The 13732-nt window shown below is 29.0% G+C and carries 10 protein-coding genes and 1 pseudogene; 9 read left to right on the forward strand and 2 right to left on the reverse strand.

Annotation, left to right across the window (positions count from 1 at the left end; translation table 11 throughout):
* Window position 1: 1 nt before the first annotated feature.
* The 5 genes and pseudogenes from BTO18_RS14960 (at window position 2) to BTO18_RS14980 (ending at window position 6717) form a co-directional block, all read left to right on the forward strand.
* Window positions 2-3198: pseudogene (locus tag BTO18_RS14960) on the forward strand (efflux RND transporter permease subunit).
* Window positions 3188-4651: a TolC family protein gene (locus tag BTO18_RS14965; RefSeq protein WP_226789058.1), complete on the forward strand. Its 1464-nt coding sequence runs from the start codon at window positions 3188-3190 to the stop codon at window positions 4649-4651. The pseudogene BTO18_RS14960 and the gene BTO18_RS14965 overlap by 11 nt, the downstream one beginning before the upstream one ends.
* A gap of 3 nt (window positions 4652-4654) precedes the next feature.
* Window positions 4655-4948: a thioredoxin gene (gene trxA, locus BTO18_RS14970; protein WP_105016999.1), complete on the forward strand. Its 294-nt coding sequence runs from the start codon at window positions 4655-4657 to the stop codon at window positions 4946-4948.
* Window positions 4941-5531 (forward strand): methyltransferase domain-containing protein, encoded by a 591-nt coding sequence (locus BTO18_RS14975; protein ID WP_105017000.1) that lies wholly within the window; start codon window positions 4941-4943, stop codon window positions 5529-5531. The genes trxA and BTO18_RS14975 overlap by 8 nt, the downstream gene beginning before the upstream one ends.
* A gap of 310 nt (window positions 5532-5841) precedes the next feature.
* Window positions 5842-6717, forward strand: a complete 876-nt coding sequence (locus tag BTO18_RS14980) for a DUF6252 domain-containing protein (protein ID WP_105017001.1) — start codon at window positions 5842-5844, stop codon at window positions 6715-6717.
* Window positions 6718-6731: 14 nt separating this feature from the next.
* Here BTO18_RS14980 and BTO18_RS14985 read toward each other — a convergent pair whose 3' ends face one another.
* Together BTO18_RS14985 and BTO18_RS14990 are read right to left on the reverse strand one after the other, a co-directional pair.
* Window positions 6732-7451, reverse strand: coding sequence for an SGNH/GDSL hydrolase family protein (locus BTO18_RS14985; RefSeq protein WP_105017601.1), 720 nt, complete (start codon window positions 7449-7451; stop codon window positions 6732-6734).
* A gap of 1 nt (window position 7452) precedes the next feature.
* Window positions 7453-8631 carry an acyl-CoA dehydrogenase family protein gene (locus BTO18_RS14990; RefSeq protein ID WP_105017002.1) on the reverse strand — a complete coding sequence of 393 codons (1179 nt, stop codon included), beginning with the start codon at window positions 8629-8631 and terminating at the stop codon, window positions 7453-7455.
* Window positions 8632-8940: 309 nt separating this feature from the next.
* Between BTO18_RS14990 and rnpA the strand changes: the two genes are divergently transcribed.
* From rnpA to BTO18_RS15010, 4 genes are read left to right on the forward strand one after another with little or no spacing between them, the layout of a single operon-like run.
* A complete protein-coding gene (gene rnpA / locus BTO18_RS14995; protein WP_105017003.1) occupies window positions 8941-9315 on the forward strand; it encodes a ribonuclease P protein component in 375 nt (124 codons plus the stop codon).
* A gap of 3 nt (window positions 9316-9318) precedes the next feature.
* Window positions 9319-10953, forward strand: a complete 1635-nt coding sequence (locus tag BTO18_RS15000; RefSeq protein WP_105017602.1) for a S41 family peptidase — start codon at window positions 9319-9321, stop codon at window positions 10951-10953.
* Between the two features lie 27 nt (window positions 10954-10980).
* A complete protein-coding gene (locus tag BTO18_RS15005) occupies window positions 10981-12660 on the forward strand; it encodes a DUF6909 family protein (RefSeq protein WP_105017004.1) in 1680 nt (559 codons plus the stop codon).
* A gap of 29 nt (window positions 12661-12689) precedes the next feature.
* Window positions 12690-13730 carry a YveK family protein gene (locus tag BTO18_RS15010; RefSeq protein ID WP_105017005.1) on the forward strand — a complete coding sequence of 347 codons (1041 nt, stop codon included), beginning with the start codon at window positions 12690-12692 and terminating at the stop codon, window positions 13728-13730.
* Window positions 13731-13732 lie beyond the last annotated feature (2 nt).

Genomic DNA, 13732 nt, shown 5'->3' on the forward strand with positions numbered 1-13732 from the left:
GATGAAAAAAATCATAAGTTATTTCATCAAATTTCCTGTGGCAGTAAATGTGGTAGTCATTGCTTTTTTTGCCTTTGGTATCATAGGTGCTTTGAGTATGAAATCTTCCTTTTTTCCTTTGGTAGATTCACAACTCATCAGAATAAATTTGACGTATCCTGGAGCTTCTCCAGCAGAAATGGAGGAGGGTGTTGTACTAAAAATTGAAGATAATTTAAAAGGAATTGTAGGTGTAGAAAGAGTTACATCTGTGTCTAGAGAAAATACTGCAGTTGTAAATGTAGAGGTAGAAAAAGGCAAAAATATAGATATTGTTTTGTCTGATGTAAAAAATGCTGTAGATAGAGTTCCTTCATTTCCATCAGGAATGGAACCACCTGTTGTTGCAAAAGTAGAAAGTATAAGACCTACAATAAGTTTTACGGTTAGTGGTAAAAATGTATCACTAAAATCTTTAAAACAATATGCTAGAAATATCGAAAATGATATTCGTGGAATTGAGGGCATTTCTCAAGTTGTGCTGTCTGGTTTCCCTGATGAAGAAATAGAAATTGCTGTTCGTGAAAATGATTTAAGAGCCTATAATTTATCATTTACAGAAGTTGCGAATGCTGTTAGAAATTCGAACCTTTTGATAACTGGAGGTAATATAAAAACGGCTGAAGAAGATTATTTAATTAGAGCTAGCAACCGTTCTTATTATGGAGTAGAATTGCAAAATATTATTGTAAGAACAACTCAAAACGGAAATATTATCCGCTTAAAAGACATTGCAAAAGTCACTGATACTTGGTCAGAAAACCCAGATCGTTTATTTTACAATGGTAATTTAGCCATAGATATTACAGTGAGTAATACCAATAATGAAGATTTAATTTCTTCTGCTGATGAAATCAAAGACTACATTTACGAGTACAATCAAAAACAACAAAACGTTCAGTTAGCTGTTACAAGTGATAGAAGTACAACTCTAAATGAAAGAACTGCGTTGCTATTTAAAAACGGACTTTCAGGAATCATTTTAGTATTGATATTTCTAGCATTATTCCTCAATATAAGACTGGCTTTTTGGGTTGCTTTTGGCTTGCCAATTGCGTTTTTGGGGATGTTTATGTTTGCGGCTCAATTTGATGTAACCATTAATGTATTATCCCTTTTTGGAATGATTATCGTTATTGGTATTTTGGTTGATGATGGCATCGTAATCGGAGAAAATATTTATCATCATTATTACGATTTAGGAAAATCGAAAATTCAAGCGGCTATTGATGGAACTATGGAAGTGATTCCACCAATTATATCAGCAATTTTAACTACGATTATTGCATTTTCTACTTTCTTTTTTGTGGATGGTAGAATTGGAAGTTTCTTTGGAGAAGTCTCTACAATTGTACTATTAACATTAACGGTTTCTTTGGTAGAAGCCTTAATTATTTTACCAGCACATATTGCGCATTCTAAAGCTTTAGATAGAAAGAAATTAGAAGAAGGATATGAAAAGAAAGGAAGTGGCTTTAATAATTTTTTTAGAAAAATAAATAAGGCTGCAGATAAAGGTTTATCCAAATTTAGAGATAAATACTATGTGCCTTTTTTAACGTTTTCACTAAAGAATAAATTTTTTGTTTTCTCAATTTTTGTTGCTGTTTTAATATTTAGTAGAATGGCAGTTGATGGGGGAGTTGTAAGAACTGCTTTTTTTCCAAGAATTGCAAGTGATAGAGTTCAGATAAATCTAACAATGCCACAAGGAACCAATGAATTTATTACAGATTCTATCATTTCATCCATAGAAGAAAAAGTATGGTTGGTAAATGATGATTACACCAAAAAACAAACAGATAATTTACAAGTTGTAGAAAATGTACTAAAAAGAGTTGGTCCTGGCAGTGCAAATGCAACTTTAACTGTAAACCTTTTGCCTGGTGAAGCACGAGATTTTTCATCACCAGAAATCACGAATTCAATTCGTCAAAAAGTAAGTAAAATTTATGGTGTAGAAAGTTTGGTTTTTGGTTCTGGAGGAAATTTTGGAGGTAGCCCAGTTGCAGTTTCATTGTTAGGAAATAATATTGATGAGCTAAAGGCTGTAAAACAAGAACTAAAACGAAATCTAGAGAACAACCCACTTTTAAAAGATGTTGCAGATAACGATCCTGCTGGAATTAAAGAAGTGCGCATTAAACTAAAAGACAATGCCTATTTATTAGGTTTGAATTTACAATCGATAATGCAGCAGGTTCGTTATGGTTTTTTTGGTTTCCAAGCACAGCGTTTTCAGCGAGGGCAAGATGAAATTAAAGTTTGGGTTAGATATGATAAAAAAAACAGATCTTCTATTAAAGATTTAGATGATATGCGAATTATTGCTCCAAATGGAACTCGAATTCCGTTTTCTGAAATTGCCAATTATACCATTGAAAGAGGAGATATTGCTATCAATCATTTAGAAGGAAAGCGCGAAATTCAAATCACAGCAGATTTAAAAGAATTAAAAGGAAGTGCAACAGAAATTTTGACAGATATTAGAGAAAATATAATGCCAGAAATTTTATCAAAATACAGTTCTGTAACACCTATTTATGAAGGTCAAAATAGAGAGCGTAAAAAAACAACAGATTCTGTTGGTGGTGTAAGTATTATAATTTTAGGGTTGATTTATATTGTAATTGCATTTACATTCCGATCTTATTCACAACCCATTTTGTTAATTATTCTAATTCCTTTTAGTATGATTGGTGTAGTTTGGGGACACTTTATTCACGATTTTGCCATTGGTATTTTATCCTTTTTAGGAATTATTGCGCTCATTGGAATTATGGTAAATGATGGCTTGGTTCTCATTGGTAAGTTCAATAACTTTCTAAAAGAAGGTATCAAATATGATGACGCATTAATTGCAGCAGGTCAGTCACGTTTTAGGGCGATTTTCTTAACCTCATTAACCACAGTTGCAGGTTTAGCACCTTTAATATTTGAAAAAGTAGGCAAGCACAATTTCTAATTCCGATGGCAATTTCCATTGCGTACGGAATTGCAATTGCAACCTTATTAACGTTGATTGTTTTACCATTATTGTTATCAACCTCCAATTGGTTTAAGGTCAAAATAAAATGGTTAATTACAGGAAATGAAATTACCAAAGAAGAAGTAGAAAGGGCAGTAATAGATTCTAAATATGATGAAAATGAACTTTAATACAATGTATAAATTTTTATCTAAAATGTCAGTTCGAGTGGAAAATTCTGTAACGAAAGAGGAAGAATTTTTTGTATTGAGAACCGTTGATTTTTACAATAAAATCCTTCCTTTTTCAAAATCATCAGCAATATTTTTATTAATCGTATTGATTTCTTTCAGTGGATTTTCTCAAAAAATCCTAACTAAAAAAGAGGCTCTAGAAATTACTTTAGAAAATAATTTTGGAATTAAAATAGCCAATAATAATCTAGAAATTGCAGAAAACAACACAAGTATTTATAACAGAAATGCTTTGCCGACTGCAACTTTAACTTCTGGTGCAGATTATAGAAGAAATAACCAAAGTTTAACATTTACAGATAGAGATACAGGCAATGATAGAGAGATTTCTGGAGATGGAATAATATCCAAAACATACAATGTAAGTATTGGAATTAACTATACAATTTTTGATGGTTTAGGTAGAAAATACAATTATAAACAACTAAAAGAAACCTATAATTTAACAGCATTACAAGCTAGAGAAACTATTGAAAATACCTATTTACAGTTATTTACAACCTATTTTCAGATTGCTCGTTTGTCAGAAAATACAAATAATTTACAAGAAGCTTTAAACATTTCTAAAAGACGTTTAAAACGTGCAAAATATCAATATGATTATGGGCAATCTACCAAATTAGATTTTTTGAATGCACAAGTGGATGTAAATAATGATAGCATTACTTTAATAAACGCAAAACAATTATTGAGCAATGCAAAGCGTGGTTTAAATGTAATTTTAGGTAGTAAAGAAGACGTAAATTATGATGTTGAAACCAATGTCGATTATAATAAAATGATGATTTTTAGTGATTTAAAAACAAAAACACTAAAAAATAATGCATTATTAAAACAAAATGAAAAAAATATTGCGATTAGTGAATTCAATATAAAAGTAAATAAAGCCAACTTTTTACCAACTTTAGGTTTTAATGCTTCTTATGGTTTTAATAGAACAGAAAATGAAAACTTAATCAATCCTTTTGGGGCAAAATTAATTACTTCTGATGGTTTAAATGCTGGTTTAAATCTAACTTGGAATATTTTTGATGGTGGAGCAACAAAAACTAGAGTAGCCAATTCTAAAATTGCGTTGGAAAATCAGCAGATATTATTAGAACAGCAAAAAGTTAATATAGAGAATAATCTGAAAAATACTTGGGAAAACTATAACAATCAATTGTTTGTATTAACAGCACAAAAACAAAATGTGGTAAGCAACCAAAATAATTTTGATAGAACTCAAGAGCGTTTTAAATTGGGGCAGATAACTTCTGTAGAGTTTCGTCAGGCACAAATTAACTTAATCAATGCAAAAACAGCTCTAAATAATGCCAAGTTTGATGCTAAATTGATAGAATTACAATTACTACAATTGAGTGGAGATATTATGAATGTAAAGTTTTAAGAAATGAGCAGTTTTGATGAAATTATCAATAAAGATAAGCCAGTTTTAGTTGACTTTTTTGCAACTTGGTGTGGCCCTTGCCAAACAATGAGTCCTATTTTAAAGCAAGTAAAAGACGAATTGGGAGAAGCAGTTTCAATCATAAAAATAGATGTTGATAAAAATAAAGCTTTCGCTACAAAATTTCAAGTGAGAGGTGTACCTACTTTTATGCTTTTCAAAAACGGAAAACAAGTTTGGAAACAAGCAGGTTTATTAACCAAAAATGAGTTAAAACAAAAAATTTCAAATGCTTAATTTAGACTTATCAGATAAAGCTTGGGATGATAGATATCTAAACAACGATATTGGTTGGGATTTAGGCGAAGTTTCTCCACCATTAAAAAATTATTTTAATCAACTTAAAAACAAAGATCTAAAAATCTTAATTCCTGGAGGAGGAAATTCTTATGAGGCTGAATATCTATTCAACAAAGGGTTTACAAATATTTTTGTGAATGATTTATCAAAAACTGCTTTAGAAAATATTGGTAAAAGAATTCCAGATTTCCCCAAATCACAATTAATTTTAGGCAATTTTTTTGATATAAATACTACTTTTGACTTGATAATTGAGCAAACTTTTTTCTGTGCAATCAATCCAAATTTGAGGACAAAATATGCATTAAAAATGCATCAATTGTTAAAACCAAAAGGAAAATTGGTTGGTTTGTTGTTTAATGTGCCTTTGTATGATAATCGTCCACCTTTTGGAGGTTCTAAAAAAGAGTATTTAACATATTTTAAAGACCTTTTTTATATAAAAACTTTCGAAAAATGTTACAACTCAATAAAAAGTAGAGAAGGAAAAGAGTTGTTTATACAATTGATTAAATTTTAACAATTAATTATTTTTATTTATTCTAAATAAACAATTATCTTTGCAGTATAAAACTACAAAATGATTGTTTTTTATACAGAGAAGAAACCATTAAATAAATTTGAAAATGAATCAATTTGCGATTCAATTTGTTCTTCTTATTGTATAAAACCAAAAAACAAATGCTGTAATAAGTACAAAAGAAAGGGCATCAATTGTAAAAGATGTCCAAAAATTTTATTGAATACAGCTTCATAAAATAAGAATATACAGTTCGTTTTTATAAGTCATAAAATAATAAATCTTTACTTTTGTTGTTTAGGTATAAGTTATGAAGAATACTTTTTGTTTATTTTTTATCATTTATTTGTTTTTCACATTTACATCGTGTGAAGAAAATGGTATTTTTTTCCCAACACCTACTATCACTAAAGGTACTTTTGAAGTAATTATTGATGGTCAATTATATTCAACTCAAGAAGCAAGTTTCGTTAGAGATGGTAACAATATTTTTATAAATGCCATAAAACCAAATACAAACGAAATTTTTACATTAAAGGTAGATAATTTTGATGTTGGTAATTTTAGTTTTCAAGGCACAAATACAGTCGCCTCTTTTATTGAAAACAACCCTGTTTCTGCTAATGTTTGGTCTACAAGTAATCAAACATCAAGTAGAGGCACAATTGTATTTACTGATATTGATTTAATAAATAATACAGTTTCTGGAACTTTCAATTTTATCGGAAATAATATTTCAACTGGAAGTTCGAGAGCTTTTACACAAGGTACTTTTGTAAATATACCTCAAAGTATAACATCTATTTCAGATGATAATTTCTCTGCTAAAGTTGATGGTATTGAGTATCAAGAAGAAAGCCTTTTTACTAATTTAGTTACTGTTGGTAGTAAAGAGCTAATTTTAATTAATGCTAATAAAAGTTTATCAGAAACTATTAGTATTAATTTAGAATCTGATATTGATGTTGGGGAATATGATTTTGGCAGTTTTATAAGTCAAACATACCCAACAGGACAATATAATGTGGGAAGTGCTATTTATTTAGCTGATGGCAAAATCAGAATTACATCACATAATAAAATTGCAAGATTAATTTCTGGTACTTTTCAGTTTGATGCAAGTCCTGCAACAAGTTCAACTCCAAATTTTTCTATTACAGAAGGTAGTTTTAATGTGTCTTATTGATAATTTTACCATTATTAGAGGTTAAGCTTCTCTAAAGCTAATGGTAAAAGTCTTTCTACAAATTTAGTGTAAGCTTTTTCAGAAGGATGTAAACCATCGTTTGCAACTAAATTTGTATTTGCTAAACCTTGTCTGGTAATATCAGTAATATTTAGATATGTGATATTATTTTGTGCACAAAAATTTTCGGCAAAAGTATTGTACCTGTTAATATCTTCAGAAATTTCTGTATTTCCATTACCAAAAGGAGTAAATGCATAATCTGGTATTGACAAAACTATTAATCGGTCACTTCTATTATTAACTTTAGAAATTGCAGTATTTACCAATTCTGGAAATTCTCTTTCGTAAATTGAAAAATCTTTATGTTGATATTGATTATTAACTCCAATCAAAAGAGTAACTATATTATAATCAGAATTTAAATTTTCATCATCAATAGCTTTAATTAAGTTCGTGGTTGTCCATCCTGTTTTTGCAATTACTTTTAAATAAATTTCTTGATTACCAGTCTTTTTGATAATTGAATCTTTAAGTTGACTGGGAAATTTACAGTTATCACACACATTTTGCCCTATAGTATAACTATCACCTAATGATAGAATTTTAATAGGGTTTTGTGGGTTTACAATATCTATAGTTTCGTCTTTAGTTATTTCTTGTACTATTTCATTTGAAGTTCCACAAGATAGTAAGGATAGAAATGTTAAAAAGTAAATCCAGAAATACTTCATGCTATTTAAAAGCATTAAGTCCAGTAACATCTAAACCTGTAATGAGTAAATGAATGTCATGTGTGCCTTCATAAGTTATTACGCTTTCTAAATTCATCATATGACGCATAATAGAATATTCACCAGAAATACCCATTCCACCCAATATTTGCCTAGACTCTCTGGCTATTTTTAATGCCATTTCTACATTATTACGTTTTGCCATAGAAATTTGTGCAGAAGTAGCTTTGCCTTCATTTTTTAAATTACCCAATCTCCAAGCCAATAATTGAGCCTTGGTGATTTCAGTAATCATTTCAGCTAATTTTTTTTGTTGTAATTGAAATTGACCAATTGGTCTGCCAAACTGTTCACGTTCTTTAGAATAACGTAAGGCTGTGTCATAACAATCCATTGCAGCACCAATTGCACCCCAAGAAATTCCATATCTGGCAGAATCTAAACAACCTAAAGGTGCACCTAAACCAGATTTGTTAGGTAATAAATTTTCTTTAGGCACTTTTACATTATCAAAGATTAATTCTCCAGTTGATGAAGCACGTAAAGACCATTTATTATGCGTTTCTGGTGTAGAAAAGCCTTCCATTCCACGTTCTACAATTAAACCATGAATTCTACCTTCTTCATTTTTTGCCCAAACCACAGCAACATTACAAAAAGGTGCATTAGAAATCCACATTTTGGCACCATTCAGTAAATAATGATTGCCCATATCTCTAAAGTTAGTTTCCATTCCTCCAGGATTAGACCCATGATTTGGCTCTGTTAAACCAAAACTTCCCATCCATTCTCCAGAAGCCAATTTTGGCAAATATTTTTTACGTTGTGCTTCATTTCCATAGGTGAAAATTGGATACATTACTAAAGAAGATTGCACAGAAGCTGTGGAACGTACTCCAGAATCTCCACGTTCTATTTCTTGCATTATCAAACCATAAGAAATTTGATCTAAACCAGCACCTCCATATTGTTCAGGAATATATGGACCAAAAGCACCAATTTCTGCTAAACCAGAAACAATTTGGGTTGGAAATTCTGCTTTTTGAGCATATTCTTCAATAATTGGAGAAACATCACGTTTTACCCAATCTCTTGCAGCTTCACGAACTAACTTATGTTCATCGGTTAATAAATCATCAATATTATAATAATCAGGAGCTTGGAATAAATCTGGTTTCATAAATTTTAAAACTTAAAGTTTAAATTAAAACAAAATTAAATATAATTGTTTAAATTAAAACAATATATTATACTTTTTGATTATTTTAAAATAACTTTCTAAAAATACTATATAGAAATATCTTTCTTAATAATTTGTTGTTAAAACTACCCTAAATGGTTGCTTTAACTACTTATTAATGATGTAACTTTATAAATATTTACTTGTTTGGAGAATAAGTGAAAAATTTTACAATAAAGTATTGTTTAAAATAATAAGAATTTTTTAGTTAGTTACTTTAGTAAAAAGTAAGTTCCCTACATTTGTTTTATGAAGTTTACTCTGGGTAAAAACGAAAGGCTAAAGAGCAGAAAACTCATTGAGAGTTTATATAAAGAAGGAAAATCAGTGAAAACTTTTCCTTTTAGATTAGTGTATCTTCAAAAAAGTCATACTTCAGAATTCCCTGCTCAAGCAGGTTTTTCGGTTCCAAAAAGAAACTTTAAAAGAGCAGTAGATAGAAATCGTATTAAGAGAGTAATGCGTGAGTGTTATCGTTTGCAAAAAGAAATGGTTTATAGTAATTTAGAGCAACCTCATGTTTTTATGATTTCGTATATTGGTAGAGAAGAATTATCTTACAAAGAGCTGTACAGTAAAATGAACAAATTATTAGAATTATTTATTTCTAAAATAAAAAATTAAATGATGAGAAACATTAAAATCAATAAAAAAGGATTTCTAATTTTAATCATAGGGTTTGCTTTTTTATCCTATTCATATAAATCTAATTTTTTTGAAGTTGCCAAACAGATAGAGATTTATAACTCTCTTTTTAAAGAGCTAAATATGTATTATGTAGATGAAATAAACCCTGCAGATTTAACAGACAAAGCAATTAAAAATACACTCAAAACTTTAGATCCTTATACAAATTTTTACAATGAACAAGATGTAGAAGATGCAAGAATTAGAAGAGAAGGAGAATATGGAGGTTTAGGAATCTCTGTATACTATACAAAAGAAGGTATTCAAATTAGAGAGATTTATAAAGGTTTTTCAGCAGATAAAGCGAAATTAAAAGCTGGTGATCTTATTATTAAAGTTGATGGGCAATCTATAAAAAATATGCAGAGAGATCAACTATCTATGATGCTTAAAGGCACTCCTAATAGTAAAGTTTCTATTACTATTGAACGCCAAGGAAGTATCATTAACAAAGAATTGACTCGTGAAAAAGTTGTTGTAAACCCTGTACCTTTTGCAGAAATGATTGATGAAGAAACAGGTTATATCACTTTAACTCGATTCAATAATAAGGCATCGTCAGAAGTAAAAAAAGCATTTAGAAAACTAAAAAAAGCGGGAATGAAGAAACTGGTTTTCGATTTACGTAATAATCTAGGAGGTTCTTTGATGGAGTCAATAAGAATTTCTAACTTTTTTTTACCTAAAGGAAAAACGATTGTATCTACAAAAGCAAAAATAAAAAAGTGGAGTAATAGCTATAAAAGTACAAATAAACCTTTAGATTTAGAAATACCAATTGTAGTTTTAATTAATGGCAGTTCTGCATCAGCATCAGAAATTGTTAGTGGTGCTTTACAAGATTATGATAGAGCTATAATTTTAGGAGAACGCTCTTTTGGGAAAGGACTGGTTCAACGTCAAAAAGCATTGACTTATGGAACGCAGTTAAAGTTGACAATTTCTAAATACTACACACCAAGTGGAAGATGTATACAAGAGCTAGATTATACAAATAGAGATAATAAAACTGGCAAAGTACCTAAATTTTCTGATGCTGGAGTTAATGAATTTAAAACTCAAAATGGAAGAATAGTTTTTGATGGAGGTGGAATTTTACCTGACGTGAAGTTAAATGTTTCTGAAAAAACTGAAGAAACAAAAGTATTATTGAACTCAAAAGCTATATTTAATTTTACAACCAATTTTTATTATAAAAATCAAAATTTAGCAGATGCAGAAAAATTTGAATTTACAAATTCTAATTTTAAAGAATTTTTAAAATATTTAAAAAAAGACACCACTTTTGTAACAAAACAAGAACGATTATTTAAAGAAGCATACGATAAAGCAGACAATACTAATATTACTAAAGAATACGAAAAGATTAAAGATATTTTATTTGAAGAGAAGATAGGAAGTATCATTAAAAATAAGGATATAATTAGTGAAAAAATTGAAGATGAAATCTTATCAAGGTATAATTACAAAGAAGGTACATACAAAAATAATTTAAGTACTGATAGAGCAATAAAAGAGGCCTTGAGTTTATTGAATAATCAAGATAAATATTTAAGTATATTATCAGGTAAATAATTTTATATTTGCTTTTCAAAAATCTACATGCAACAAGGTAAGAATATAGAAAGAACAAGAGCTCAAGAATCTACAAATGCCATAGAAAAATTATACATTTCTATGCGTCATTTATTTAGTAGAGGTTTTTATAAACCTATGGGTGTTTCTGGTGAAACTTTACGAAAATCACTTTTATTATTAAGACCAGAAATATATGGTTCTATTGCAGAAGACAGAACAGAACTTGATGGTTTGGTATATGTTATAGAGCGTCTTCCTGAAGGTATAGAAGAATGCCAATTTATTAATCTAACCGCAGATGAAGGCTATAAAAACTCTCATTTTACGCCTATAATTCCTCCAAAAAGAAGAAGAAACTGCTATAGAATTGATAAAGATCAAATGAATATCGAAATTACAAGAGGTAGATCTGAAATCTATGATATTCTTACTCATTTAACATTCCTATTTATTGAATCTCACAAAATACAAGAAAGAGTAACATTAAATGATGGAGAAGATTTTACTCGTGAATGGAAGCTGTTAGAAGATATTGTTATTCATCAGAAAAAAATATCTGAACAACAAAAAGAGGTGCTTTTAGTGCATTTAGGTAATATTTTAGGTAGAACTTTTGATGAGGTGGTAAATATCTATAAGATTTTCGAATCTGAAGAAAAACCTCATAGATTTTTTAATTTAATATATTGGCTAGGCAAATTAGCAATAAATGAAGAGATAAGTGGCAATAAAAGAACTATTACGTTTAGTTCAGTTTTAATAGAAGAAATTGGACATCATATTTATGGAGAAATATGGGCTAATGACATTAAGAATATTTTAGATAAATACAACCTTTTACAAAGACCCATTCATATAATTAGTGCAAATATGCATAGTGTACTAAATTCTATCTATGCAAAAGGTGCATTACAAAAAGAAGCAGATGAAAATGAGGGATTTGAATTATTTCAATTATTAAGTAATGCTGATAGTAAACCATTACAGAAAAAAGTAAAAAGTTATGCTTCAGAAAATGGACTTATTTATGTTAAAGATACATCAGGTACAAATATAAATGTACAAATAATAGATACCGATAAAATAAATTGGGAATTTTCAACGTTTCAAAAGAAGAACTCTTTTGAAGAAAATCCAGTAATTTTAGTTATGGATTATGCTTTCGGTGAGCAGGCTTATGAAACTATGGATGAATTATTGAAGCCTTATAAAGCAAATAATGAAACCATACATATAGATGTAAAGTCAGTTTCAATAATGGGTAAAGCCGGAATTCTAGAAGGAGGTAAAGGAGATATAATGATACCAAATGCACATATTTTTGAAGGTACAGCCGATAATTACCCTTTTAAAAATGAATTATCAAAAGAAGATTTAGAAGGTTTTGGGGTGCAAGTTTTTGATGGAAGTATGGTTTCAGTTTTAGGAACCTCTTTACAAAATAAAGAATTATTAAAATTTTTCCATGATTCTACTTGGAATGTAATAGGTTTAGAAATGGAAGGTGCTCATTATCAGAAAGCGATACAATCTGCATCAAAAATTAGAGGTAATATTTCTGAAGATGTAAAAGTGCGTTATGCATATTATGCGTCTGATAATCCATTAGAAACAGGAGCAACTCTAGCTTCAGGAGGATTAGGAATGACAGGTGTAACACCTACTTATGCTATAACTCAAAGAATACTAGAACAAATTTTTTAAATAATATTGATTTATAATCAAAGATAAAAATGTCAACAAACCAACAGAATAATAACGAAGAAGAGGTAGATTTAGGGTCTCTGTTTAAGATAATAGGTAAAGGATTTACTAATTTTTTCAATTTTATTGGAAGTATTTTTAAAAGTATTTTTGACTTTTTTATATTAATCCTTATATTTCTAAAAAGCAATGCTATAAAAATAGTAATAGCAGGTTTAGTGGGATTGGTTGCAGGTATTTTTTTAGAAACAACAAAACCTACAACTTACGAATCTGAATTGTTAGTAGAACCGAATTTCAAAAGCACTAGACAATTATACGATAACGTAAATTTTTATAATGATTTAGTAAAACAAAGAGATATTTTAGGTTTACAAAGAGTATTTAATCTAGATTCAGCTTATGCCTCTTCATTAAAAAGTTTTAAAATTGGTCCTGTCAAATTAGATAATGATATTATAGTTGCCTACGATGAATTAATTCTTGAGATTGATACACTTACCATTAGAAGTTATGAATATGAAGACTTCAAAAACTCATTTACAGAATTTGACTATAAAATTCATAGAATTATAGTAGAAGCTGAAAAAAATGATGTTTTTGATAAACTTGATGATGTTATTATTTCATCAATTGTAAATAACAAATATTTTAGTAGATTAAAAGAATTGACTAATGAGAACTTAAATCGAACAGATTCATTGTATCGTCAAAACTTAAGTCAACTAGATTCTTTAAGAAATGTATATATGCAGGTAATGCTAGATGAGGCAAAGAAACTATCTAATGGAACAAATATAGACTTAGGAGGAGAAAAAAGAACAACTAAAGAATTGGAGTTATTTGAAACTAATAGAAAGATAAACAATGATTTAAAAAGAATTGCTGAAGATAAATCTGAAAAATATGAAGTGATTAATATTATCTCAGAATTTTCGCCCGTAGGAAAAAAAATACAAGGAGTAACAAAAAATTATGCCTTCTTATTAGCCTTATTAAGCGCTGGATTAATGATTGCATTTTTATTATTAGTAAAGTTAAATAAGTTTTTAGACAACTACAATAAATAATA

The organism is Polaribacter porphyrae (assembly GCF_002954685.1).
GTDB lineage: Bacteria > Bacteroidota > Bacteroidia > Flavobacteriales > Flavobacteriaceae > Polaribacter > Polaribacter porphyrae.